This window comes from Delftia tsuruhatensis (assembly GCF_903815225.1).
In the GTDB taxonomy this organism is placed as follows: domain Bacteria; phylum Pseudomonadota; class Gammaproteobacteria; order Burkholderiales; family Burkholderiaceae_C; genus Comamonas; species Comamonas tsuruhatensis_A.
The window spans coordinates 3,219,571-3,242,601 of the sequence record NZ_LR813084.1 but is presented as its reverse complement, the minus strand read 5'-3'; the positions used below and the strand labels follow the sequence as shown (position 1 = coordinate 3,242,601).

At 63.1% G+C, this 23,031-nt stretch carries 21 protein-coding genes; 6 read left to right on the top strand and 15 right to left on the bottom strand.

Going from position 1 to position 23,031, the window contains the following annotated elements:
* The first annotated feature begins 3 nt into the window (after positions 1 to 3).
* The 3 genes from L1Z78_RS14685 to L1Z78_RS14675 all read left to right on the top strand — a co-directional run bounded on the left by L1Z78_RS14685 (position 4) and on the right by L1Z78_RS14675 (position 4,335).
* Positions 4 to 951 carry a LysR substrate-binding domain-containing protein gene (locus L1Z78_RS14685; protein ID WP_234637143.1) on the top strand — a complete coding sequence of 316 codons (948 nt, stop codon included), beginning with the start codon at positions 4 to 6 and terminating at the stop codon, positions 949 to 951.
* 277 nt (positions 952 to 1,228) lie between these two features.
* Complete coding sequence (locus tag L1Z78_RS14680) at positions 1,229 to 2,950, top strand: hypothetical protein (RefSeq protein WP_234637142.1); 1,722 nt, start codon at positions 1,229 to 1,231, stop codon at positions 2,948 to 2,950.
* A 221-nt stretch (positions 2,951 to 3,171) separates the two neighbouring features.
* Entirely contained in the window at positions 3,172 to 4,335 is a 1,164-nt protein-coding gene (locus L1Z78_RS14675) for a GGDEF domain-containing protein (protein ID WP_234637141.1), read from the top strand.
* A gap of 37 nt (positions 4,336 to 4,372) precedes the next feature.
* On the opposite strand, the gene L1Z78_RS14670 is transcribed toward L1Z78_RS14675, so the two are convergent.
* From L1Z78_RS14670 to L1Z78_RS14660, 3 genes are all read right to left on the bottom strand, one after another.
* The gene (locus L1Z78_RS14670; RefSeq protein WP_234637140.1) at positions 4,373 to 5,599 is read right to left on the bottom strand and encodes a PQQ-dependent sugar dehydrogenase; all 1,227 of its coding nucleotides are present in this window, start codon (positions 5,597 to 5,599) and stop codon (positions 4,373 to 4,375) included.
* A 142-nt stretch (positions 5,600 to 5,741) separates the two neighbouring features.
* The gene (locus L1Z78_RS14665; RefSeq protein ID WP_234637139.1) at positions 5,742 to 6,011 is read right to left on the bottom strand and encodes a VOC family protein; all 270 of its coding nucleotides are present in this window, start codon (positions 6,009 to 6,011) and stop codon (positions 5,742 to 5,744) included.
* Positions 6,012 to 6,670: 659 nt separating this feature from the next.
* The gene (locus L1Z78_RS14660; RefSeq protein ID WP_234637138.1) at positions 6,671 to 8,722 is read right to left on the bottom strand and encodes a DUF4263 domain-containing protein; all 2,052 of its coding nucleotides are present in this window, start codon (positions 8,720 to 8,722) and stop codon (positions 6,671 to 6,673) included.
* A 654-nt stretch (positions 8,723 to 9,376) separates the two neighbouring features.
* Here L1Z78_RS14660 and L1Z78_RS14655 point away from each other — a divergent pair.
* Entirely contained in the window at positions 9,377 to 9,754 is a 378-nt protein-coding gene (locus L1Z78_RS14655; protein WP_234637137.1) for a hypothetical protein, read from the top strand.
* Between the two features lie 110 nt (positions 9,755 to 9,864).
* Here the strand turns inward: L1Z78_RS14655 and L1Z78_RS14650 are convergent, their stop codons facing one another.
* The 9 genes from L1Z78_RS14650 to L1Z78_RS14610 form a co-directional block, all read right to left on the bottom strand.
* A complete protein-coding gene (locus L1Z78_RS14650; protein ID WP_234637136.1) occupies positions 9,865 to 10,410 on the bottom strand; it encodes a PepSY domain-containing protein in 546 nt (181 codons plus the stop codon).
* 143 nt (positions 10,411 to 10,553) lie between these two features.
* Positions 10,554 to 11,765 carry a tryptophan synthase subunit beta gene (trpB, locus tag L1Z78_RS14645; RefSeq protein WP_234637135.1) on the bottom strand — a complete coding sequence of 404 codons (1,212 nt, stop codon included), beginning with the start codon at positions 11,763 to 11,765 and terminating at the stop codon, positions 10,554 to 10,556.
* Positions 11,766 to 12,201: 436 nt separating this feature from the next.
* Positions 12,202 to 13,098 (bottom strand): 3-hydroxyisobutyrate dehydrogenase, encoded by an 897-nt coding sequence (mmsB, locus tag L1Z78_RS14640; protein ID WP_234637134.1) that lies wholly within the window; start codon positions 13,096 to 13,098, stop codon positions 12,202 to 12,204.
* A 37-nt stretch (positions 13,099 to 13,135) separates the two neighbouring features.
* Positions 13,136 to 13,618, bottom strand: coding sequence for a DUF488 domain-containing protein (locus L1Z78_RS14635; protein ID WP_234637133.1), 483 nt, complete (start codon positions 13,616 to 13,618; stop codon positions 13,136 to 13,138).
* A gap of 22 nt (positions 13,619 to 13,640) precedes the next feature.
* On the bottom strand, positions 13,641 to 14,093 hold the full coding sequence (locus tag L1Z78_RS14630) for a TfoX/Sxy family protein (protein WP_234637132.1): 453 nt from the start codon (positions 14,091 to 14,093) through the stop codon (positions 13,641 to 13,643).
* A gap of 16 nt (positions 14,094 to 14,109) precedes the next feature.
* Complete coding sequence (locus L1Z78_RS14625; RefSeq protein ID WP_234637131.1) at positions 14,110 to 15,276, bottom strand: acyl-CoA dehydrogenase family protein; 1,167 nt, start codon at positions 15,274 to 15,276, stop codon at positions 14,110 to 14,112.
* A 74-nt stretch (positions 15,277 to 15,350) separates the two neighbouring features.
* Positions 15,351 to 15,743 carry a lysozyme inhibitor LprI family protein gene (locus L1Z78_RS14620; RefSeq protein ID WP_326491945.1) on the bottom strand — a complete coding sequence of 131 codons (393 nt, stop codon included), beginning with the start codon at positions 15,741 to 15,743 and terminating at the stop codon, positions 15,351 to 15,353.
* 50 nt (positions 15,744 to 15,793) lie between these two features.
* Positions 15,794 to 17,317 (bottom strand): CoA-acylating methylmalonate-semialdehyde dehydrogenase, encoded by a 1,524-nt coding sequence (locus L1Z78_RS14615; protein ID WP_234637129.1) that lies wholly within the window; start codon positions 17,315 to 17,317, stop codon positions 15,794 to 15,796.
* Positions 17,318 to 17,537: 220 nt separating this feature from the next.
* Positions 17,538 to 18,077: a MarR family winged helix-turn-helix transcriptional regulator gene (locus L1Z78_RS14610; RefSeq protein ID WP_234637128.1), complete on the bottom strand. Its 540-nt coding sequence runs from the start codon at positions 18,075 to 18,077 to the stop codon at positions 17,538 to 17,540.
* A 113-nt stretch (positions 18,078 to 18,190) separates the two neighbouring features.
* Between L1Z78_RS14610 and L1Z78_RS14605 the strand changes: the two genes are divergently transcribed.
* A complete protein-coding gene (locus L1Z78_RS14605; protein ID WP_234637127.1) occupies positions 18,191 to 19,171 on the top strand; it encodes a tripartite tricarboxylate transporter substrate binding protein in 981 nt (326 codons plus the stop codon).
* 59 nt (positions 19,172 to 19,230) lie between these two features.
* Complete coding sequence (locus L1Z78_RS14600; protein WP_234637126.1) at positions 19,231 to 20,469, top strand: flavin-dependent oxidoreductase; 1,239 nt, start codon at positions 19,231 to 19,233, stop codon at positions 20,467 to 20,469.
* A gap of 21 nt (positions 20,470 to 20,490) precedes the next feature.
* Here the strand turns inward: L1Z78_RS14600 and L1Z78_RS14595 are convergent, their stop codons facing one another.
* From L1Z78_RS14595 to L1Z78_RS14585, 3 genes are all read right to left on the bottom strand, one after another.
* Positions 20,491 to 21,462, bottom strand: a complete 972-nt coding sequence (locus L1Z78_RS14595; RefSeq protein ID WP_234637125.1) for a Bug family tripartite tricarboxylate transporter substrate binding protein — start codon at positions 21,460 to 21,462, stop codon at positions 20,491 to 20,493.
* A 200-nt stretch (positions 21,463 to 21,662) separates the two neighbouring features.
* Positions 21,663 to 22,304 (bottom strand): maleylacetoacetate isomerase, encoded by a 642-nt coding sequence (gene maiA / locus L1Z78_RS14590; RefSeq protein ID WP_234637124.1) that lies wholly within the window; start codon positions 22,302 to 22,304, stop codon positions 21,663 to 21,665.
* Between the two features lie 19 nt (positions 22,305 to 22,323).
* Positions 22,324 to 23,031, bottom strand: coding sequence for a fumarylacetoacetate hydrolase family protein (locus L1Z78_RS14585; RefSeq protein ID WP_234637123.1), 708 nt, complete (start codon positions 23,029 to 23,031; stop codon positions 22,324 to 22,326).

Below are 23,031 nucleotides of genomic sequence, written 5' to 3'. Positions count from 1 at the left end.
GCCATGGTGCAAGATGCGGGCTCGCCTCCTGCCCACCCGCCACCGTCCATGAAAACCCATCTGCTGCGCTACTTCGTCGCCCTGGCCGAGGAGCGCCACTTCGGCCGCGCGGCCCATCGCCTGTGCATCACCCAGCCGCCGCTGAGCATGGCGCTCAAGACCCTGGAGCAGGACCTGGGTGTCAGCCTCATGGAGCGCGACGCCAAGAACGTACGCCTCACGCCCGCCGGCGAGGCCTTTCTCACCGAGGCGCGCAAGGTGCTGGCCCAGATCCAGCACGCGGCCGACGTGGTGCGCGGCGTGGCCGAAGGCATGCAGGGCCGGCTGGACGTGGGCATCACGGGCTCCATGGTCTACCGGCAGGTACCGGATTTCTGCCGCGCCTTCCGTGCCGAGCGGCCCCTGGTCGAGGTCTGCCTGCATGAAATGTCCACGCGCGAGCAGCTGCAGGCCATTGCCAGCGGCCAGATCGACTGCGGCTTTCTCAACATCGCCAATCCGCCCGACGGCCTGCAGACCCTGTCCATCGGTGAGGAACCTTTCGTTTGCTGCCTGCCTGCCTCGCACGCGCTGGCCGGCCAGCGCGACATCGACCTGCGCGAACTTGCCCGCGACACCTTCGTCATGTTCGCGCGAGAAGTGGCCCCCGCCAACTACGACAACGTGATCGCCTGCCTGCAGCAGGCCGGCATCCATCCGCACACCCGCCACGCCGCGCGCCAGTGGCTTACCGTCATGGCCCTGGTCTCGGCAGAGCAGGGCGTGGCCCTGGTGCCCCGCTGCATGCGGCGCGTGGGCATGAACGGCGTGGTCTTCGTGCCGCTGCGCGGGCCGCAGCAGGCCATGACGCCGGCGGTGATGGCGTGGAGGGGCAGCCAGTCACCCGTGGTGCTGCAGGCTTTCATTGAGCATGTGCGTCGGCTGATATCGAGAGATCCGATGGGGGCTTGATACAGATCGGATCGGCATTCTTGCAGTTCTGGCGGAATAGGTTGTGCTGCGCTTGCATACAGCAAATCGAAAAATAAGACTGGTCTGATTGCCTTTGCCATTCTCGCGGCCTAGCATTGTATGGCGCAGATTTGCGTAATACTGGGGCTCGAGCTCCAGAATTGCCGCCCAGAACCTGTACAAGCTATATGTATTAAAACAACGTATTCGCCGTCCTGATTGGCATTGGCTGGGAATGAAGGTTGTTATTTTTTGCTTTTTCATATGGATGCTCTTCTTGAAGAAAAAATTCCATGTTGCGGAGTTCTCATCCTCTGAATATGCAGCATGCGCAATGATGGGGATTGCATTGGCGGCAGGATTTGCATTGGTCGGTAAATACATTGATATTCCGCGGCTGTTGTATATCTTGGCCTGGCTTGTGGCCTTCGCTTTCCTGGCTGTCGCAGTCACCAGAATCGTTCATGGGATATTGGTGAATGGAAATTTGCCAATGCTTGCTTTTGCATCGTTGATGGTGGTCGGTATTTATGCATCTGCATCAAAGCCTACCGGAACCGGCTTCATCAGGCACGACGAAATATATAGTTGGGGAATGTGGGGGGTACAGCATTTTCTGAAGCAGCCCTACGATACCTACTACACCCAGGCCCCTTATCCTCAGTTTTTCTCATATGAGCTGGCTTCCGTCTTCCTGACCCAAGGAAATCACGTATCGCACTTCGCGGCCAAGCTCATCTGTGGCATACCGGCTCTCGTTGTCTTGATCGCGTTTTCCGATCTTGTCGCCGCCAGCTCCAGTCGATTCATCAACTGGCTGAGCTTGTTGCTGGTTTTCTGGGCCTTGGCAAGCTTTTCGAATCTTCTGTTCTGGGCCTATGCCGACCCGCTTGCGACAGCATTGATCCTGTTGAGCTTCACCCTTTTGCTGCAATATTCGAAGAAGCCTGGAAATCTACGCCCATTGCTGCTTTCGCTGTTCTGCGGCTTCCTGGCCTCTCTCACCAAGCAGCCGGGATTGGTTTGGTGCCTCGTCACGCTACCGGTATTGACGGCCTATGGCGTATGGCGTTGGAAATGGAGGCCTGTGGCGCTGGCTGCGTGCAGCGTCATGATGCTGTTGGCCGCAATCTGGCCTTTCTTTGTGGCGCCCAATTTCACAGGTAATCAAGGGGTGCTTGATATCGCAGAGAAAAATGGCGGATTTTTGGCATCCATCCTGTTATCCATAAAAAAATATATCATTGATGCGCCAGAAATAGGTCTGCTTCTGCTGGGGACGATGCTCATTTCCTCGATTTCAAGCAAGGGGAGAATGCTCTGGGTTCTGTGCGTTCTTCCTTTTCTTGTCATATGGTTTGCCGCAGGCTCCTACGAGCAACGTCATGGGATTCATGTGCTTTTCGTGTCCACAGCGCTTGCAATCCATTTTTTGACTGAAAAGTATCCATGTGTTGATGATCCGAAAAGCGATTCAGGGAATTTCAATCTTGCAGGAAGATTTTCCATGAATTTGATTGCTGTGGCAATCTCTGCAACACTGCTGACTTCATCTGTCTATCTTGCATTTCAACGAAATTTCCCGTCACTCCAGGACGGAAACAGGGCGATTTTCATATCGCAATTCGGAAATGATGCAATTGATGTGTATGACGACATCATAGACAAGCAGCGACGGATTTTTCTTGTCAGCAACTATCAATATGGCATGTTCTTCAATAGAACAATCATTGGTCGCCCTGATCAACACAAGAACTCGCAGACGACAGAAGATTTCCTGAAAGAGCTTGCTCAATTCAAACCTGACTACATTTTTGATGCCGGCGAGTGGACTTATGGCCCTTATGCGCCGCTTCTCCACAAGCTGTTGGAGGTTTGCCCTGCTGCCTTTGTGTTGAAGCAGAAGAATACCTTTTTCCCTTACTCTGCCATCTATAAAGTCGACAGCCAGGTGTTGAGTGCAGAGTGTCTTTCCCGCATCGGCAGCGCCCCTGTGTAGCCGGCCATCGAATCCGCTCACGCGACGCTGCTGCCGGCATGTGGCCGGCGCGGATCGACCCGAAGCGGCCCGGCCCCAGGAGATGCCTGAGAACCCGCATCCTGCGACAATGCGCCCCGTGCTGTCCGCGCAAAGTCGAAGCGGTGGCCTCGACCGTCGCCGTATGCCCCCACTTGGCAGCTCTCAAAAGGAGCCAGCCTGTGCCGATACCTTCATCGACCATGGCTCTCGATCCCTTCACCCTGCTCGTCCTCACCACGGCGATGGCCGCCGCCTCGGCGCTGTATCTGGCCATGGAATGGAGCAGCGTGCGAGAGCGCTCGCTGCTGTTGTGGAGCGCGGGGTTTGCCATCATCGCCGTGGGCTGCGTGCTGGCCCTGCTGCGTTCCCGGGGCCATGTGCTGTTCGGCATCTGGCTGCCCAACGGCTTGCTGATCTGCGCCCACTGGCTGTTCCTGGCCGGCGTCGCCTGGTTCACATGCGTGCGGTTGCCGCGCTCCTGGTGGCTGCTGGCGGCCGTCTGGCTGGCGATGCTGTTGCTGCCTGACGGGCCCTGGTGGTCCAAGGCGATGCTGGGCGTGCAGTCGCTACTCATCGGCATCATCACCCTGCGCGCCGGCCTGCTGCTGCGCCCCCAGGGCGGTGCACTGGGCGTGGGCGCGGTGCAGCTGCGCTTCGTCCTGCTGGCGCACGGCCTGTTCTACCTCGCCAAGGCCGGCTCGGTCGTGATGCTGGATGCCTTCGTCAACCTGGCCAGCTTCCACGGCACGGTGATCCTGGTCTCGCTGGTGGAAGGGGTGATGGCAATCATGCTGCTTGCCATGTCCATGACCGGCACCGAGCGCCATCGCCGCGAAGAGCGCATCGCCCAGATCGCCGCCCGCGACCCGCTCACCGCCCTGGACAACCGGCGCGCGCTCTACCTGCGCGCGCCACCGCTGCTGGCGCAGGCCTCGCCGGCCCACCCCTGCGCCCTGCTGCTGATCGACATAGACCACTTCAAGCAGGTCAACGACCTGCACGGCCACGACGCCGGCGACCGCCTGCTGGTGACCCTGAGCGACCTCATACGCAGCGTGCTGCCGCGCGGAGCACTGGCTGCGCGGCTGGGTGGGGACGAGTTCGTGATCGTGCTGCGCGGCGTCTCCGAGGCGAGCACGCATGCGCTGGGCCAGGATCTGCGCGAGGCCTTCGCCCAGCAGGCACGCACCATGTTCGAGACGCCGGAACCCGTGTCCCTGAGCATCGGCGCGACCCGGTTCGACCAGCCCGGGACGGAGCTGTCCCAATGGCTCAAGCAGGCCGATGAAGCGCTCTATGCGTCCAAGCGCAAGGGGCGGGACCGAATGGAGCTGGTGCCGTTTTCGGCAGGGCGGCTGCACTGAGCTGCCGCACCCGCGTGCCGCAATGGCCCCGGGCTGTCTACTTCGGCGTGAGCCGATACAGTCCTCCCTTGCGGTCGTCCTCGATCAGCCACAACGCACCATCGGGCGCCTGCGCCACGTCACGGACGCGAAAGCCCACCGTCCAGTGCTCGGCAGGTGTCGCGGTCGCTCCGTTCACCTCGATGCGGTGCAGGGCGCGGGTCACGAGGCCGGACGCGAACGCCGAACCCTTCCAGGCAGGAAACATCTCGCCGCTGTAGAACATCAGGCTGCCCGGCGCGAAGACGGGCGTCCAGTAGATCACGGGCCTGGTGAGGTCATTGCGCGTGTCCGGGCTGGCGATGGGCACGCCGTTGTAGTTCACCGCATAGGAGACCAGCGGCCAGCCATAGTTCTTGCCCGGCTCGATCAGGTTGAGTTCATCGCCGCCGCGCGGCCCATGTTCGAGCTCCCAAAGACGGCCGTCCGGCGCGAACGCAAGGCCGTAGGGCGTGCGGTGGCCCGTGGACCAGGTCTCGGACGGCGTCAGGTTCGGGCCGTCAAAGACAAAGGTCCGCAGGACCGGCGTGGTCTTGGCGGCCTCGGTGTCCTTGGGCGGGTCGATCACCGGCACCGAGGTGGTGCCGGTCCGGCCCTCCATCGGATTGCCGGGCGCGGGCTTGCCATCCAGGGTCAGCCGCAGGATCTTGCCGGCCGGCTGGTTCGGGTCCTGGGCAGGGGTGAAACGCTGCCGGTCTCCGGCCGTGAGGAACAGGAACTTCTGGTCCGGCGAGAACGCCACGGCTGCGCCGACCTGCCCGCCCTTGCCCTTGACGGGGTCGCGCCAGATGACTTTCAGGTCCTCCAGCGCGGCAGTGCCGGCACCGATCCTGAGCGTCGCGCGGGCGAGTGCCAGGCTGGAGGTGCCGCGGATTTCGCCGGGCTCCGAATAGGTCAGGTAGATGGCCCCGTCGCTGGAATAGGACGGAGCCAGGTAGACGCCCAGCAGGCCGTTCTGGTTTTCGTGCAGCACGGGTGGCACGCCGGTGACGGCAAGCTTTTGCCCAGCCTGCGTCGCGAGGTACAGCTTGCCGGGCTTCTCGGTGACCAGCAGGCGCCCGTCCGGCAGGAAGGCCATGCGCCAGGGCAGATCGAATTGCGCGACCTTCGCGAGCTTGAAGGGGGGCGACGGGGTGGCGGGCAGGTCTCCGGCATTGATCTGCGCCCATACGGGGGTTGCACCAAGGAGCAACCAGGGGATGAGTCCAATCTTCGGCAATGGCATGCTTGGCTCCGCTGGGATGATCGGAGCAGTATCCACCGAGGAAAGCCTACCCCCGAATTCCGGGGTATCTGCCGCAAGCCTGAAGCCACCGCCCGCAACCCGCATCACGCACTCTGCCCTCATCCCTGGACAAAAAACCCATTCATCCAACAGATTGCGGCATGGCCGCCGGGTCCATCCAGAGCGCCGCCCACATATGGCCATCCGGGTCGGCCAGATCACGCGTGTACATGAAGCCGTGGTCCTCCATCGGATTCACATCGGCCTGCCCGCCATGGGCTGCGGCGGCCTCGTTCATCGCGTCCACGGCAGCGCGGCTGTCCAGGGCCAGCGAAAGCATCAATCCGCACGATCCCGCAGGCGGCAATGGCCGCTGCGTGAAAGTGCGCCACTTAGCATGCGTGACCAGCATGACCTGGACCGCCTCGCTCCAGACCAGGGCGGAACCGTCTTCGTTGCGAACTGCGGGTTCTGGGTGAAGCCCGGGCTTTGTAGAAGGCGGTGGAGGTGGCGAGGTCGGTTACTGGGAGGCTGATGAAGAGGGTTTTGGGCGTGGTTGGCTCCGGGAGTGCTGGCTGGGGGGGTGGTCCTGGCGGGGGCAGGGCTGGTCGGGCAGCATGGTGGCCATGCTGCATCCGGAGGGAAATTGATCAGGCGTTTGCGCTTGGGTGGCGGTGCACTTGCTGCGTGGGGTGCTGTGTTGGGGGATGGGCGGTGTGAACGATCTCTGATCGACCCGTTGCTGACCGCCGTTGCGCAACCTGCCAGCGACTGCGTTGCAGCGATTGCCGTCGGCTAACTTCGGCACGTTGGAGGGCTGCTAACCGCCTATGAGCGGGTACTGTCGAGAGTTAACTGTAGAGCCGCCGAATGACAGCAAAGGACTGGACCACTGCCACAGCGTCAACGAGAAAAATACAGGGAAGGCAGAGGCCGGGTCCGCACGCAGCTATCGTCGCCTTGTTTATTGGGTTAGTCAGACTCAATCCTCAATAGAGGCGGGAAATACGCTGCGAAAATCTCGATCGGCGGCGCTTCATGCTTGTTCGGTAGATGCCCACTTTTCTTAGCTCAGTTTGTCGGTAGCCCAAGCTTGTCGAAGAAGGCCCGGTTTCTTTCGCGCGCGGCGTTCAGGATTCGATCAAACGAGCTAACCTCAATATACGCTTTAAAATTATCGTTGTAGCCGAAATATCCTTGATTGTCGCTAGTCACACGGAGGTTGTGGTATTTGCACCGCGAGCGCACTGTAGGAGTGAGATCGCTAATCACATAGCAGAATCCGGGGATGGTCTGGGATCCAGGAATTTCTCGCCCTCGCGCAGTCTTGGCGCCTCCTTCTCGGATCCTTTCAAGGTAGCCCAGTGCTTGTTCAATGGGGTCCTTCTTTTCCCCGGCAGCTGCATCATTTCGCATTGGCCTTTTGATCTCGACTACTACTATTGATGCCAAAGGTAGTTTAATTCCGTCACTCACAAGTAGGGGCTCATCGAAAACATTGAGTGCGCAAATATCCGGTTCGCAGTTTTCTGTGTTGCCGGTAATTGGCAAGGAGGAAAGTGTCTTGTCAGACGCAAGAAAGTTGTGAAACGCCAAACGTTCGTCAATTAGCCAAAGGTTTGAGTTATCCGATGTTATTTCATCAGACGTCTTCTGCATTGGCATAATGATTTCATGGATCAAATCTTCTCGTGCGTACCTCCCATCAGGGCCAATCGCAATTGATTTTTCAAGGATATCGAGAATTATTTTGCGGTGGAAGACATAGTTTGCGAGATCGGACTTTTTTATGTCATCGACTTTTCCAAGGTATTTCTGCAGTCGATTCTGATATTGTGCCGGGGTTTCGCTAATTCCAAAATTCATTACTTCATGGCCTTCGGATATTAACGATCCTTCAATTTCGGCGAGTTGCTTGTGTAGCAGTAAGTCGAGGTCCCTGTCGGATATTTCCGGATCTACATTTAATTTTCTGGGATCTATTCTTCCGAGAATCGGGCGATAGCGAGGCGCACGAAGTGAGATGAATTTGTCCACTCGTTCCCTGCTGGAACGCTCGTTCGCATCCAGGTAATCTTTAAGGTTCGCTTTTGATGCACTTACGATCGAAGAACGAATGGCATTAAGATCCAACTCGCTGTCAGAGAACAAATCGTCGCTTGTCTCGACAATATCAAACCCTATTCGCTCCGGGCGAACACGTTCATCCAAGAACGGGGATGTGACATAGCACGCGTAAAAGAAGTCTCCTGCGTCGTCCTTAATTTTTCCGTGCAAGCCAGGAATTTTTCCGGAAAGATTCTCCTTGTATACGACCCTGCTCGCAGCGCACCAAGCAATGAAATGCTGCCTATCCGGTCCGACTTTTAGACGTAAGTGCGTAACCTCGAAAATTTGATCCTTTAGCTTGATCTCCTCCTTCGTTGAGGATGATTGCATGTATTCGTTATAGACGTCTTCTAGGTCGATCTGTTCGAATCCATCTTTCAATAGTATTTTCGGTGCGCCGCCGTCTCGTACAAAGTACCAAAGGCAGTGCTCAAAGAGGCTGTTGGCAATAGTGGTCGCTGTTTTTGGTGAGGCTTCTCTATAAGCGCGCTCAAAGCCGGTCAGGTGTACAGTAGTGATGGGATTAGAGTTAGGCTTAACATCAAGAAAGACCTTGTTTCCTACGCCCTGGCTTGCTGTGAAAGTGAATGTGCAGCTTGAAGCCTGGCCTTCTGTTGCTGTAAACACGCTGTGAACGTTTACTGCCTCGAAGGCTTTCAGCCAAAGCAAGCGTCCAACACCACGACACCCTTGACCGGCCTTGTAGTCGCTGTCCAACGTCTCGAAGGACGCCATGTTCCTGTCATTAAATCCACTTCCATTGTCGGATATTTTGAATCCAACAATTGGCTCTTGCGGGGGTGCGCCACGTTTTGCTTTTCCATTTTCAAAAGCCAGATTTCCCTGGCTTTCCCTGAGAATTTCAATATTAATCCTCCCGTAAGTCGGATCATTTGATATTTCAGCAATAGAGTGAATGGAATTTACGACAGCCTCGAAAAGAGGCATTAACCCCTGGTTCCGATGCAGGGTTGTGTTGCGCAGGCGCCCCTTAAGATATGTATTCATGCTCATGATGCGCTTCCTTAAATATCGGAGTTCTGCTGTCTTCAACGCATTCTGCGCCATGGGGTCCGGCTCAGGTCTCCGGGCCAGCCCTCAATCTCGGGTGGAGGTCACCGGTTGTTGGATACCAGCCAAGTCTACTGTGTAGCAGCCTGCGCCGCCCACTGCGGCATACTTGAACTCAACATATTCACGTCTTAGGCTTGCCCCAGATCGTGTTGCCGTAACAAGGTACCAACCGCGATGTGCAATTCCCATAGGCGCGTCGGGCGAAGCTCAGATACGGGTAGTGGGATGCTACTTCCACAGTCTGCAACAGGTCTGTATCTCCACCCGCCATGCGGGCCTCAAGTAGGCCAGCTCGTTTGAGCGTGAAGCCTTCTGCCCTGAGCGGCTGGTGTTGGCCGGCAACAGTCTCTCATCGAGTACTGCGATCACCTGACAACTCGCCCGCTACACCCCCATCACTTTGTGCAGCTTGAACACGGTCCAAAGGCCTGGACCTGTTCAAGCCCTGCATGAAAAGCCTCCCAGCAGCTTTACAAAACTCCAACTACAGGTGGCAGACACAAGCAAGGCAAATCCGGAAGCTCTGCTCTCTGGCTCTCCAGAACCCCTCGACCAGTGATCTGGAGAACAGTGACAGCCTCGTCAGGATCCCCAATGCCCCAGCCAACTCCCGCCACCACACCCCCACCCAAACTCGAAGACCTCGCCATAGACGCCGTCCTGCACATGGGCGCTGCGCTGGATGTGCTGGACCTGCTCGCTCGCCACAAGGTCACGGCCATCAATTGCGTGTGCCGCGACCTGCTGCGCATCTACTACGTGAAGGCCGATCAGGCGCAGTCGCTGGAGCCGGAAGACAAGGAACTGGTGGGCCTGCTGCACGACACGGCGGTGAATCTGGGCTATGCCATTGAGGTGGTGGAGCATCTCAATGGCGATGAGGCCGATGACCCCATTCTTTATGCCGTGAGCTATCTGCTCAGGGCTGCGAAGCGGTTTGCGGATGAGGGGGTGTCGGTGGCGTTGGCCTGAATAGTGCAGCAGGCGTGGATGGCCTGCGAATATGGCAGGGCCGAGGCAAAAAATGGGCGAAAAAAAAACGCGCCCCATGTTGAAGCGCGCTGTCGGGTTGGGGCCGTGGGTCAGTCCTTCTTGGCCCGGATGACTTCGCCGCCCACAGCGTCGATCTTGACTTCCATGAGCGTGCCGTTGGCCTGCAGCACTTCGACCTGGTAGCTGGTCTGGCCCCAGTGGGAGTCCAGCTTGGCGCTGACGGGCGTGCCGGGGGTGTGTTTGGTGGCGGCCTGGATGGCTTGCTCTATGGTGGATTTGGCCTTTTCCAGGCGCTGGCGGTCCTTGCGCTTGGCGGCGCCGTCGTTCTTGTGCTGGGCGGCCTGGCCGGTGATGGCGTTGACCCAGACTTCCACGCTGTCGCCAGCCGGGGTGATGACTTCGATTTCGTAGCGCGGGCCCATGCCGTCGCCGTCGTCCAGCTGGGCTTCGATGGCCTTGCCGGGCACGGCCTGGGTGGCGCGGGTGATGGCCTGTTCCAGCGGGATCTTGGCCTGGCTGGTGATGGTCTGCCATTCGGCCACCGACTTGGCGGCGGCGGGCAGGGCAGCGGTGGCGCAGGTCAGGGCCAGGGCAATGGAGAGGGCGGCAGTGCGGGCGAACGGGACAGGCTTCATGGATGTGGCTCCTTCCGGGAATTGGGGTTGGACAAGGCTACGGTCGGGGCCATTGTCTCCACCGACCCGGAGAGCGGTTGTCGGAGAGGGCGCCCTTTGCCCCCTCCGGGGCGCTGCGGTTTGATCCAGCGCAAGCTCTGCGTTCAGAGGCCCAATACCTTGGCCACGTAGTCGGCGTCCTTGTCGCCCCGGCCCGAGAGGTTGATGAGGATGTGCTGGTCCTTGGGCAGGCCGGGCGCCACGCGCATGGCCCAGGCCACGGCGTGGGCGCTTTCCAGCGCGGGGATGATGCCTTCCACGCGTGAGAGCTGCATGAAGGCGTCCAGGCATTCCTTGTCGCTGACGGCCTCGTACTGCACGCGGCCCAGGTCCTTGAGGTAGCTGTGCTGCGGGCCCACGCCCGGATAGTCCAGGCCCGAGGCAATGCTGTGCACGGCAGCCGGCGTGCCGTCTGCGTTTTCCAGCACGTAGCACTTCATGCCGTGGATTTCACCGGGCTTGCCCATGCTGAGGGTGGCCGCATGGCGGCCGGGCTTGTCCGTGCCTTCGCCCGAGGGCTCCACGCCGACGAGCTTGACCCCGGCATCGCCCAGGAAGGCCGTGAACACGCCGATGGCATTGCTGCCGCCACCCACGCAGGCGGCCACGTGGTCGGGCAGCTTGCCGTGTTTGGCCTGGAATTGCTCGCGCGCCTCGCGGCCGATGATGCTCTGGAAGTCGCGCACCATCATCGGGAACGGGTGGGGGCCGACCACGGAGCCGATGGCGTAGATGTAGTCGGTGGGGTTGGTGAGGTATTCCTCGAAGGCGCTGTCCACGGCCTCCTTGAGCGTGGCCGCGCCGCGCGTGACGGGCACGAGCTTGCAGCCCAGGATGCGCATCTTGGTGACGTTGGGGTGTTCCTTCTCGATGTCCACCTGGCCCATGTGGATCTCGCAGGGAATGCCCACCAGGGCGCAGGCCGTGGCCAGGGCCACGCCGTGCTGGCCGGCGCCGGTTTCGGCGATGACCTTTTTCTTGCCCATGAACTTGGCCAGCAGGGCCTCGCCCAGGCAGTGGTTGATCTTGTGGGCGCCCGTGTGGTTGAGGTCTTCGCGCTTGAGGTGGATCTGCGCGCCGCCGAGCTGGGCCGAGAGGCGCCGGGCGTGGAAGACGGGGCTGGGGCGGCCCACGTAGTCGGCGAAGAGTTGGGCCAGTTCCTGCTGGAAGTCTTCGCGTTTCGTGATTTCGGCGTAGGCGGTGTTGATGTCGTCCATGGCCTGCTTGAGGTGCGGGGGGACGAGTTGGCCGCCGTAGGGGCCGAAGTAGCCTTCTGCTGTGGGCATGGGGGCGAAGGTGGGGGGTGTAGTGGTCATGGTCGCTGGCGAGTGTTCTGTGGAATGGTGGATGGTGGCGGTGGCAGCTTACGTAGGGCTTCTGTGCCGCTGAAGAGAGAAAACCCCGGTCGGGGTTTCTTGTTTTTGACCCTGCCGGGTGGTTGTTTTTCGAGGCCGGGTCTCGGCCCGGCAGCCGACCTACCTTTCTTTGATTCGTCAAAGAAACGTAGGCCAAAGAAAGACGACCCGAATGCCCGCGTCCCTCCGCTTCGCTACGGGCAACCTGCGTCGTGACGGTTGCGGGGTTTGCCGCAGAACTCGCTGCGTTCACTGCGTGAACTCCGCTCAGACAACTGCGGCAAGTCAGATCACGAAGCAAGCCTGTCCTTCGGCAGGCTTGCAACCCCGCAACCGCCACGACGCAGGCGCGGGCATACGGGAGCGGAAGATGGGTCGGGGAGGGTCAGCAGGCCAGTCAGCCGTTTTTCTGCAGCGAGCGGATGACGCTGGAGAAGTCCAATGCGCCATTGCCTGCGATGGAGTGCATGGCGTACAAGGCGCGTGCCATGCCGCCCAGCGGCGTGGAGGCCTTGACGGCCATGGCGTTTTCCTGGGCCAGGCCCAGGTCCTTGAGCATGAGGTCGGTGCCGAAGCCGCCGGCGTAATTTTTGGAGGCGGGGGCGTTTTCGTGGACGCCGGGGAAGGGGTTGTATTTTTCCAGGGCCCAGTTGCCGCCCGAGCTGCGGCGCATGATTTCGCTGAGGATCTTGGGGTCCAGGCCGTTGGCCACGCCCAGAGCGATGGCTTCGCTGGTGCCGATCATGAGGATGCCCAGCAGCATGTTGTTGCAGATCTTGGCGGTCTGGCCCGCGCCCACGGCGCCGGCGTGGAAGATGTTGGCGCCCATTTTTTCGAGCAGGGGGCGGGCGCGCTCCAGGTCGGCATCGCTGCCGCCCACCATGAAGGTGAGGGTGCCTGCAATGGCGCCGCCCGTGCCGCCGGAGACGGGTGCGTCGATGAAGGCAATGCCTGCGGCCTGGGCAGCCTTGGCGACCTTTTGGCTGGTGGCGGCGGCGATGGTGGAGCTGTCGATGATGAGCGCGCCCTTGGCAATGTGCTGCAGCAGGCCGGCTGCGCCGTCACGGCCGAGGAAGAGGCCTTCCACATGCTGGCTGGCGGGGAGCATGGAAACCACGGCTTCGGCGCCCTGCACGGCGTCTTCGGCGCTGGCGGCAATGGCCACGCCGTCTGCAGCGACCTTGGCGCAGGCGTCCTTGGAGAGGTCGAAGGCCTTGACCGTGTGGCCTGCCTTGTGCAGGTTGATGGCCATGGGGCCGCCCATGTTGCCGAGTCCGATGAATGCGATCTGCATGTGCTTGTCTCCTGTGTTGTGAAGCTTGTCGTGTGTCTCAGTGGCCGGTGTCGCCGGTGCCATTGATGTCGCCAGTGTTCGTGTCGCCAGTGTTCATGTCGCCATTGGCAATGTCTGCGCCGCGTTCCTTGAGCAGGGAGCGCAGGATGCCGCGGTGGCAGCGCGCCTCCTGTTCGCAGTAGCAGCCGATGGCGAAGGCGCTGTGCTGGGAGAGGGCGGCCAGCAGGTCCAGGGTGCGGCTGGCGGCGGGCTCGGCCATTTCCTTGCGGAATTTGCGCACGAATTGCTGCCAGAGCTTGTCTGCCTCGGCCTGCTGGCCGTGGTCCTGCAGCCGGTGCGATTCGAGCGCGCCTTGCATGGTGTCGGGCTGGGGTGACAGCTCCGGATACCAGACGTCGTAGTAGTCGCGGCTGGCGAATTCGGCCTTGGGTACGCCGCGCGGAGGGCGGCGCACGGTGCCTATGCGCAGGCCTTCATCCGCATGGCGCGGGCTGCCGAGCTGGACGATGCGGATGGGCATGGGGGCTCTCCTGCAAAAAGGGCTATTCGTCGCCGAAGATGGGATGCTTGCGTGCGCGGCCCTTTGGGGCGCAGGGGACCTTGGTGTCTGCTGGCGCCGCCTCCATGGCCCTGGCCTTGCCTTTTCTGGGCGGCGTGGCCTTGGCCTGGGGGTTGAAGGCCAGGGCCTCGGTGATCCAGTGCTGCCATTGCTCGCGCGTGGCGTAGGCGGCGGGGCCGACGAGGAAGTAGCCGTCCATCTGGCCCTTGGACGAGAGCGGGCGCAGGCCGGGGGTCTCGGCGATGGCCGCGTGCTGCGCGGGAGGCAGGCGCACCAGCAGTTCGTCGTCTTCCACGCCCAGGCACAGCTTGCCGTTGACCATGAAGACATGGCAGCCGAACATGCGCTTTTCCTGCACGTCGTCGCAGCCGGCCAGGGCTTCGCGCACGGCGTCTATGAGGTGCAGCGTGGTGTCGGACAGCGGGCGTGCGGGCATGGCAGTGTGGTGTCGCTCAGCGGATCATGTCGGGCGCATCGCCTTCCAGCATGCGCCGGGCGATGATGACGCGCATGATTTCGTTCGTGCCTTCCAGGATCTGGTGCACGCGGGCATCGCGCATCAGGCGCTCCAGCGGGTATTCGCGGATGTAGCCGTAGCCGCCGTGCAGCTGCAGGGCCTCGTTGCAGACCATGAAGCCGGCGTCGGTGGCAAAGCGCTTGGCCATGGCGCAGTAGGTGGAGGCATCGCGCGCGCCGGCATCGAGCTTGGAGGCGGCCAGACGCACCATCTGGCGCGCGGCCACGAGTTCGGTGACCATGTCCGCCAGCTTGAATTGCAGGGCCTGGAAGCTGGCGATGGGCTTGCCGAACTGCTTGCGCTCCTGCATGTACTGCTGGGCCTGGGTCAGCGCGCCCTGGGCCGCGCCCACCGAGCAGGTGGCGATGTTGATGCGCCCGCCGTCCAGGCCCTTCATGGCGATCTTGAAGCCTTCGCCCTCGCGGCCCAGCAGGTTCTGCGCGGGGATGCGCACGTTGTCGAAGCTGATGACGCGCGTGGGCTGGCTGTTCCAGCCCATTTTTTCTTCTTTCTTGCCGTAGCTGATGCCGGGCAGGTCGGCCGGCACGGCAAAGGCCGAGATGCCGCTGGCGCCCGAGCCTGCGTCGCCCGTTCTGGCCATCAGCACCAGCATGTCGGTGCTGCCCGCGCCGCTGATGAAGGCCTTGGCGCCGTTGATCACGTACTCATGGCCCGCCAGTTCGGCCCGGGTCTTGAGCGAGGCGGCGTCAGAGCCCGCGCCGGGTTCGGTCAGGCAGTAGCTGGCCAGCTTGCGGCCGCTGGTCAGGGCTTCGCCCCATTCGGCGCGCACGGTGTCGGTGGCCCAGGTGCCCAGCATCCAGGTGGCCATGTTGTGGATGGTGATGAAGGCGGTGGTCGAGGGGTCGACGGCGGCCAGCTCCTCGAAGACCATGGTGGCATCCAGGCGCGGCAGCTGCAGGCCGCCGGCGTTCTCGGGCGCGTACAGGCCGCAAAAGCCCAGTTCGCCCGCCTTGGCGATGGCCTCGCGCGGGAAGATGGATTCGCGGTCCCAGTGCGCGGCATGGGGGGCGAGTTCGGCCTGGGCAAAGGCGCGGGCCGATTCGGCAAAGGCACGCTGGTCGTCGTTGAGTTCGAAGTCCATGGCTGGCTTGTCTCCTGCGTTGGGCGCTGTGGCCCTTGTTGTTCTGGGGGGGGGCTCGTCGATTCGTGCGGTGCTCAGTCCCGCAGCCAGCGCTCCAGCGCCTGCATGCGTTCCTGCGTGGCGGCCACGAGGCATTCGTGGTACAGGCGCGGGCCTTCGGGCCGGGTCTCGCTGTCGCGGGTGGCGGCCTTGCAGCGCGCCGTGCGGCCCTTGATCCAGCCGTTCTGGTCATGGCGCAGGCCTGTGCGCTTGCCCTGGGGCAGTTGCTGCATGACCTCCAGATAGCGGATGTTGAGCGTGGTATCGGCCTCCTGGAAGGCCTGGACCGCGCAGGCGTTGCGGCTGGCTGCGGCGTCGGAGGCCGGGTCGCAGGCGGCACCGGCCTGCGCGTGAACCGTGAAGGGCAGGGTGGCCAGGGCGAGGCAGGCCAGGCAGCGGGAGATGGGGGCGGTCATTGGAAAACGCATGCCCTCCATCATCCCAGAGCCCGGGCCTGTCCCCGGCAAGGCCGCCGCCATCAGCGCAGGCTGATGGTGGTGTTCACGCCCTGGCTGGTGGTGCTGTCGTCGAACCAGCGCGCCGTGACGGTCTTGGTCTGCGTGTAGAACAGCACGACCTGCTTGCCGTAGGGGCCCAGGTCGCCCAGCTTGGAGGCGCGGCTGCCCGTGAAGGAGAACAGCGGAACCGGCACGGGAATCGGCACGTTGATGCCGACCTGGCCCACGTCGATGTCTTCCTGGAACTTGCGCGCCGCGGCGCCCGACTGCGTGAAGATGGCCGTGCCGTTGCCGTTGGGGTTGGCGTTGATGAACTCGATGGCCTCGTCCAGGCTGTCGGCAGCCGCCAGGCAGAGCACGGGGCCGAAGATTTCCTGGTCATAGACGCTCATGCCGGGCTTGACACCGCTGAACACGGTGGGGCCGACGAAGTTGCCCTTGTCGTAGCCCGCCACCTGGGGCTTGCGGCCGTCCAGCTCCAGCTTGGCGCCGTCGGCCAGGCCGCGTTCGATCAGGCTTTCCACACGCGACAGCGCCGCGCAGGACACCAGCGGGCCCACGTCGGTGCCGGGCTCGGTGCCGCCGCTGACCTTGAGGGTCTTGGACTTTTCGACCAGCTCGGGAATCCACTTTTGCGCATCGCCCACCAGCACGGCCACCGACAGCGCCATGCAGCGCTGGCCTGCCGCACCGAAGGCCGCACCCAGCAGGGCGTTGAGCGTTTGCTCCTTGTTGGCGTCGGGCATGACGATGGCGTGGTTCTTGGCGCCCATCATGCATTGCACACGCTTGCCGGCCAGGCTGGCGCGGTTGTAGACATGGGTGCCGACCTTGGTGGAGCCCACGAAGCTGATGGCCTTGATGTCGGGGTGATCGCAGATGGCGTTGACCACGTCCTCGCCCCCGTGCACCACGTTCAGCACGCCGGGCGGAATACCGGCTTCCAGCGCCAGTTCACACAGGCGCATGGTGACCATGGGGTCTTGCTCGGAGGGCTTGAGCACGAAGGTGTTGCCCGTGGCAATGGCCATGGGGAACATCCACAGCGGAATCATGGCCGGGAAGTTGAAGGGGGTGATGCCCGCGCACACGCCCAGGGGCTGCAGCACGGAATAGGTGTCCACGCCGTTGGCCACGTTGTTGGCCAGCTCGCCCAGCTGCAGCGAGCCGATGTTGGCCGCATGCTCCACCACTTCCAGGCCGCGGAAGACGTCGCCTTCGGCATCGGGCAGCGTCTTGCCCTGTTCGGCCGTCAGAATGGCGGCCAGCTCCTTCATGTTCTCGCGGATCAGCTGCTGCAGCTTCAGGAAGATGCGGGCGCGCTGGCCGATGGGGGTCTTGCGCCAGGTCTTGAAGGCCTCCTTGGCGTTGGCGACGGCGGCATTGACCTCATCGGGCGTGGCAAAGGGCACGCGCGCCAGCACTTCCTGCGTGGCGGGGTTGACCACATCGCGCCATTGGGTGCTCCGGGACTCGACCAACTGGCCGTTGATCAACAGCTTGACCGTGGGCGCCAAAACCTTGGCGGATGTGGATGCGTTCATGACTTGTCTCCTGTTGCGGTGATGGCAGCCCCGCAAGCCGCGGAGCCGGGGCCCGGCATACCTTGCACCGGGCGTTCGCTGCATCGTAGCTGTGCGCTTTTCCACAAACAATGGGAATTGGTGCAGTATCCATGTGCAAATTTGCACAGACAGGTTGAAAAAAAGGCCGGCTGCATCAGCCGGCCATGCCGTTGAAACGGGTCGGTGAACGGGTCCCGGCTCAATCCGTGCCGGTGGCCGGCAGGGGAGCGGGATGGGCCGCGTGCAAGGCCGGCGCGGCGGGCCGGTGCAGGGGTTCGAGCTTCACGCGTGCACTGGCGCCCAGGCCGGATTCCAGCTTGGACAGCAGGCGCAGCAACTCCTGGAGTTCGCCGTCTTCCAGCGGAGAGACCAGCCGCTGGTAGGCCTGGTTCACCAGCGGGGCACTGGCTTGCAGCAGTGCGCGGCCCTTGTCCGTCAGCGTCAGCTGGTGCTGGCGTCGGTCGCGCGTGCTCAGCGCGCGGTGCACGTATTCACGCTCCTCCAGTCCGCGAACCAGGCGCAGCGTCGTCACCTTGTCGAAACCCATGGCGCGGGCCAGCGAGCTCTGGTCCGAGCCCGGCGACGCATCGATGAGCACGAGAGCGCCGTACTGCGGTGGCGTCAATCCCAGCGGGCGGCATTGCTCTTCGAAAATGCCCACGGAGATCTGGTGGGCGCGGCGCAGCAGAAAGCCGGGGCGCTGATATAGCGGCAGTGGGACAGGCGTCGTCGTTTCCATATGCGTCTAGTATTCTTGCAGAAGTGTCTGGTATTTTTTCGATTTCTACCGATTGTGCCCATTTTGGTGCATGATTACCATGCGTTTGCATGCTAACTACAAAAGAGGTCTACATGCTTGATTTTGTTGGCAGACGGCAATTCTTGAAATCAGCGGGATTGGGGGCTTTGACGCTCCAGGGGGCGGGAGCCTTCGCCAGTACCGAAGCGGCTCCATTGAAATTGATTGTGCCATTCACGCCGGGCACCGGCATCGACACCATCGCACGCACGATTGGGCCGCTGCTGGCCAGGCGCCAGGGCCGGCCGGTCGTGGTGGAAAACAAGCCCGGTGCCTCGGGAAATATCGGCACCGAGGCGGTCGTTCGCTCGCCCGCCAATGGCCAGACGCTGCTGGTGACAGTGAATACCCTGGTGATGAATGCATCGCTATATCCCAAATTGCCATTCAATCCGCTGACAGACCTCGAGCCCGTGGCGCTGACCAGCTGGGGCCAACTGATTCTGGTGGCACCGGCGGCATCGCCCCACCAGACGGCGGCCGAACTCGTGAAGGCGGCGAGATCGGCGCCAGGGCGGATGAACTATGCGTCGCCGGGCGTGGGGACACCGCATCACATGGCCATGGAGCTGTTCAAGAGCACGGCGGGCGTGTCCATCACCCATATCCCCTATCGGGGAACGGGGCCGGCACTGACCGATCTTCTGGGCGGCCAGGTGGATTGCATGTTCCTGCCCATCCATGTGGCCCTGGTCCATGTGAAGGCCGGCAAGCTGCGCGCCCTGGGCATAGGCAGCCACCAGCGCCATCCGCTGCTGCCCGATGTGCCCACCCTGAAGGAGGCCAGGGCAGGCGATGTGAATGTGGATATGTGGTACGGCGTGTTCGCGCCGGCCGGCATGCCTGCGGACCAGGTCGATGCGCTCAATCGCGAGATCCGCGCGATCCTGGCATCGGATGAGGTCCGCCAGGCATTCACGCCCCAGGGCATGGATCCGGCCGGCAGCACGCCGGCCGAGTTCAAGGCCCTGGTGCACAAGGACGCCCGGCGCTGGGCCGATCTGGTCAAGGCGCGGGGGATCACCGCCGAGTAGGCGGGTTGCAGGGCCGGGCGCCGTGGGCACCCGGCAGAGAAAACAAGGAGTGGCAGCGGATGAAAGTAGCGATCGTGGGTGGGGGCATCGGGGGCTTGAGCCTGGCCCTGGCCCTGCACCAGAGGGACGTGGCCTGCGAGGTCTTCGAGGCCGTGCCCGAGGTCCGCGAGATCGGCGCCGGCATCACCCTGCTGCCACATGCCATGCGCGAGCTGAGCGACCTGGGCCTGCAGCCGCAGCTGGAGGCCCAGGCCATCGAGAACCTGGAGAGCGTGTTCTTCAACCGCTTCGGCCAGTTCGTGTACCGCGAGCCTCGCGGCCGCCACGCCGGCTATGAGCTGCCCGAACTGGGCATCCACCGGGGCCGTCTGCACCGTGTGCTCCACGAGGCCGCGCAGCAGCGCCTGGGTGCGGGGGCCGTGCACACCGGCCACCGCTGCGTGCGCGTGGAGCAGTCGGCCCATGGCGCCACCGTGCATTTCGCGCCGGATGAGCACGGCCATGTGCCGCCACCGGCCACGGCCGATGTCGTCGTCGCCTGCGACGGCGTCAACTCGGCCGTGCGCCGCCAGTTCTATCCGCAGGAGCAACTGGCCTTTGGCGGCATCAATACCTGGCGCGGTGTCTCGCGCTTCAAGCCCATCCTGACGGGCAAGAGCTATCTGCGCATCGGCTCGGTGGACACCGGCAAGATGGTGATCTACCCGATCGAGGACGATATCGACGGGCAGGGCACCCAGCTCATCAACTGGGTGGCCGAGATCCGCGACCCGCAGATGCGCATGAACGACTGGAACCGCGCTGGCCGCATGGAGGATGTGCTGGAGGTTTTTGGCGGCTGGAACTTCGACTGGCTGGACGTGCCTGCCCTGATCCGCTCGGCCGAGACCATCTTCGAGTACCCCATGGTGGACAAGGACCCCGTGGCCCAGTGGAGCTTCGGCCGCGTGACCCTGCTGGGCGATGCGGCCCACCCCATGTACCCGCGTGGATCCAATGGCTCGGCCCAGGCCATGCGCGATGCGCGCGTGCTGGCCGACCTGCTGGCGGCCCATCCCGATGGCGATCCGCTGGCGCTGCTGGCCGCCTACGAGGCCGAGCGCCTGCCCGCCACCAGCCAGGTGGTGCTGACCAACCGCTCCACGCCGCCCGACTTCATCATCATGAAGGCCGACGAACTCAGCGGCGGCCAGCCCTTCGGCCACATCGACGAACTGATCAGCCAGGAGGAGCTGCGCGCCATCGCGCGCAACTATGAGCAGGTGGCGGGGTTCGCGAATCCACGTTCCCGGGGCTGAGATCCCTTCGCGGGCCGGAGATCAGTCCAGGCTGATGTCGGCCTTCTGGATCAGCAACCTGTACTGCTCGGCCTTGGTCCCGGCGAATTTCACCATCTCCGGAACGTCCCAGGTGATGGGCTGGAAGGCGAAGGTGGCGAACTTCTCGCGCACCTGCGGGTCCTGCAGCACGGCGACCACATCGGCGTGGATCCTGTCGCGCAGGGCGGCGTCCACGCCTTTGGGGGCCAGCAGGGAGACGAAGGAGTTCACGATCAGTTCGGCGGGCCCGCCGGACTCGGCCACCGTGGGCACGTCGGGCATCTGGGGGATGCGCCGGGGCGCGGCCACGGCCAGATAGCGGATCCTGCCGGACTTGTAGATGCCCTGGCTGGAGGGAATGCTGGCAAAGCTCCAGGCCGGGTCTCCGTTGGCCAGCGAGGTGTAGAGCTGGCTGACCTCGCGATAGGGCACATGGGTCATTTTGCTGCCCGTCAAAAAGTCCAGCCATTCACCGCCCAGATGGCCGGGGCTGCCCACGCCCCAGGAGCCGTAGCTGACCTTGCCAGGCTCCGACTTGGCCGCCTTGATCAGCTCGCCCATGCCCTTCCAGGGCGAGTTCGTGGGCACGGCCACGAAGAAGGGCGTGAGGAACAGCGGCGCCACCGGGTCGAAATGCTGCAGCGGATGGAAGTTGCGCTGCTTGTAGAGGTAGGGCAGGGCAGAGACATGCTCGCTGTCGAGCTGCAGCAGCGTGTAGCCGTCGGGCTTGGCGCGGCGTGCGGCCTCGATGGCGACAAAGCCGCCGCCGCCCGGGCGGTTGTCCACGGTCACGCCCTGCTTCCAGCGGGCGGAAAGCTTTTCGCCCACGATGCGCAGCACGGCGTCAGGGCCGCTGCCCACGGCAAAGGCCGTGATCACGGTGACGGGGCGGGCGGGGAAGCTGGCGGCGCTGTTGGAGCCGCTGGATCCACCCTGTGCCCAGGCGCAATGCAGCGGGGCGATGGAGGCCATCAGCAGGGCGGCGCCGGCCAGGGCCTGGCGGTGGGAGGGGTGGTGCCGAGGCGGTTGGATGGGGATGCTTTCACAGTCTGTCTCCTGTTGGATCTGCTTTTTTCACTGCTTGCAATGCCCCGGTCCTTCTGGCGAGGACTCGGGGCGGGGTGGGCTGCCGGCAAAGGCGCGGCGGGGGTCAGGCGAGGTTCAGGTGGCGTTCAGCCTGCCTCGGGCTGGGCCGAGGGCGCGGCCCGTGCAAAGGCGGGCAGGGCGGCGCAGGCGCGGTCCACGGCGCTGATCAGCGGCCAGCGGGCCAGGTCCACGCCAAAGCGGCGTGCGCTTTCGATCTGGGGCACCAGGTAGACGTCGGCCAGCGTGGGCGCGTGGCCGAAGCAGAAGTCGCCGCGCTGCGTGTCCTGCGCGAGCAGGGCCTCGATGGCGTCAAAGCCGTCGGCAATCCAGGTGGCGCACCAGGTGTTGATGGCGGCTTCGTCCGCACCGAACTGGCGGCGCAGGGTCTGCAGGATGCGGCGGTTGTTGATGGGATGCACGTCGCAGCCGACGATGGCCGCCAGCGCGCGCACGCGGGCGCGGTCCTCGGGATTGGCGGGCAGCAGCGGCGGCTCGGGGTGGCGTTCTTCCAGCCATTCGATGATGGCGGGCGACTGGATCAGCGTGCGGCCATCGTCCAGCGTCAGCGCCGGCACCAGGCCTTGCGGGTTGATCCGCTTGAACGGCGCCTGGGCCTGTTCATCCACGCTCAGGTCCACAGGGAAATGGTCAGTGCTCAGGCCCTTGAGGTTGAGCGCGATGCGCAGGCGGTGCGAGGTGCCGCTGCGGAAAAAGCCGTAGAGCTTCATGGCGGTGGTCTCCCTGGTCCTATTCGGGCTGGCCCACGGTCAGCGCGATCTCGCCCACGCCCTGCACATGGCCCGTGATGCGGTCGCCCGGCAGCACGGCGCCCACGCCTTCGGGCGTGCCCGTGTAGATCAGGTCGCCGGGCTGCAGGTGATAGAACAGCGAGAGGTCGGCAATGATTTCGCGGATGTTCCAGATCAGCTTGTCCACGTCGGATTGCTGCTTAGTCTCGCCATTGAGGGCCAGCGCAATGGCGCCGGATTCGATCACCTGGCCCGGCATGGGCACGATCTCGCTGGCGACGGAGGATTGCTCCACATCCTTGCCCAGGTCCCAGGGCCGGCCCTTGTCGCGCGCCACCAGTTGCAGGTCGCGGCGCGTCATGTCCAGGCCGCAGGCGTAGCCGTAGATGTGCTCATGGGCCTGGTCCGACGCAATGCGAAAGCCCGCCTTGCCGATGGCCACCACCAGTTCCATCTCGAAGTGGTAGTTGTTCGTCTCGGGCGGGTAGGCCACGGTGGCCCCCGATTCGGTCAGCGTGGACGGCGCCTTGGTGAAGTAGAACGGGCGCTCCACGCTCTTGTCCACGGGCCGGCCCATTTCGACGGCATGGGCGTGGTAGTTGCGGCCCACGAAGAACAGGCGGTTCACGGGCAGGCGCTGCGTGCTGCCGCGCACGGGCAGGGAATGGACGGGAGGAGGGGTCCAGAGGTATTGGGGATCGGTCAT

Coding starts and splice junctions, on each gene's coding strand:
- L1Z78_RS14685 (WP_234637143.1), top strand. CDS start 4: ATGGTGCAAGATGCGGGCTCGCCTCCTGCCCACCCGCCACCGTCCATG.
- L1Z78_RS14675 (WP_234637141.1), top strand. CDS start 3,172: ATGGCTCTCGATCCCTTCACCCTGCTCGTCCTCACCACGGCGATGGCC.
- L1Z78_RS14670 (WP_234637140.1), bottom strand. CDS start 5,599: ATGCCATTGCCGAAGATTGGACTCATCCCCTGGTTGCTCCTTGGTGCA.
- L1Z78_RS14665 (WP_234637139.1), bottom strand. CDS start 6,011: ATGCTGGTCACGCATGCTAAGTGGCGCACTTTCACGCAGCGGCCATTG.
- L1Z78_RS14660 (WP_234637138.1), bottom strand. CDS start 8,722: ATGAGCATGAATACATATCTTAAGGGGCGCCTGCGCAACACAACCCTG.
- L1Z78_RS14655 (WP_234637137.1), top strand. CDS start 9,377: ATGCCCCAGCCAACTCCCGCCACCACACCCCCACCCAAACTCGAAGAC.
- L1Z78_RS14650 (WP_234637136.1), bottom strand. CDS start 10,410: ATGAAGCCTGTCCCGTTCGCCCGCACTGCCGCCCTCTCCATTGCCCTG.
- trpB (WP_234637135.1), bottom strand. CDS start 11,765: ATGACCACTACACCCCCCACCTTCGCCCCCATGCCCACAGCAGAAGGC.
- mmsB (WP_234637134.1), bottom strand. CDS start 13,098: ATGCAGATCGCATTCATCGGACTCGGCAACATGGGCGGCCCCATGGCC.
- L1Z78_RS14635 (WP_234637133.1), bottom strand. CDS start 13,618: ATGCCCATCCGCATCGTCCAGCTCGGCAGCCCGCGCCATGCGGATGAA.
- L1Z78_RS14630 (WP_234637132.1), bottom strand. CDS start 14,093: ATGCCCGCACGCCCGCTGTCCGACACCACGCTGCACCTCATAGACGCC.
- L1Z78_RS14625 (WP_234637131.1), bottom strand. CDS start 15,276: ATGGACTTCGAACTCAACGACGACCAGCGTGCCTTTGCCGAATCGGCC.
- L1Z78_RS14620 (WP_326491945.1), bottom strand. CDS start 15,743: ATGCGTTTTCCAATGACCGCCCCCATCTCCCGCTGCCTGGCCTGCCTC.
- L1Z78_RS14615 (WP_234637129.1), bottom strand. CDS start 17,317: ATGAACGCATCCACATCCGCCAAGGTTTTGGCGCCCACGGTCAAGCTG.
- L1Z78_RS14610 (WP_234637128.1), bottom strand. CDS start 18,077: ATGGAAACGACGACGCCTGTCCCACTGCCGCTATATCAGCGCCCCGGC.
- L1Z78_RS14605 (WP_234637127.1), top strand. CDS start 18,191: ATGCTTGATTTTGTTGGCAGACGGCAATTCTTGAAATCAGCGGGATTG.
- L1Z78_RS14600 (WP_234637126.1), top strand. CDS start 19,231: ATGAAAGTAGCGATCGTGGGTGGGGGCATCGGGGGCTTGAGCCTGGCC.
- L1Z78_RS14595 (WP_234637125.1), bottom strand. CDS start 21,462: ATGGCCTCCATCGCCCCGCTGCATTGCGCCTGGGCACAGGGTGGATCC.
- maiA (WP_234637124.1), bottom strand. CDS start 22,304: ATGAAGCTCTACGGCTTTTTCCGCAGCGGCACCTCGCACCGCCTGCGC.
- L1Z78_RS14585 (WP_234637123.1), bottom strand. CDS start 23,031: ATGACCGATCCCCAATACCTCTGGACCCCTCCTCCCGTCCATTCCCTG.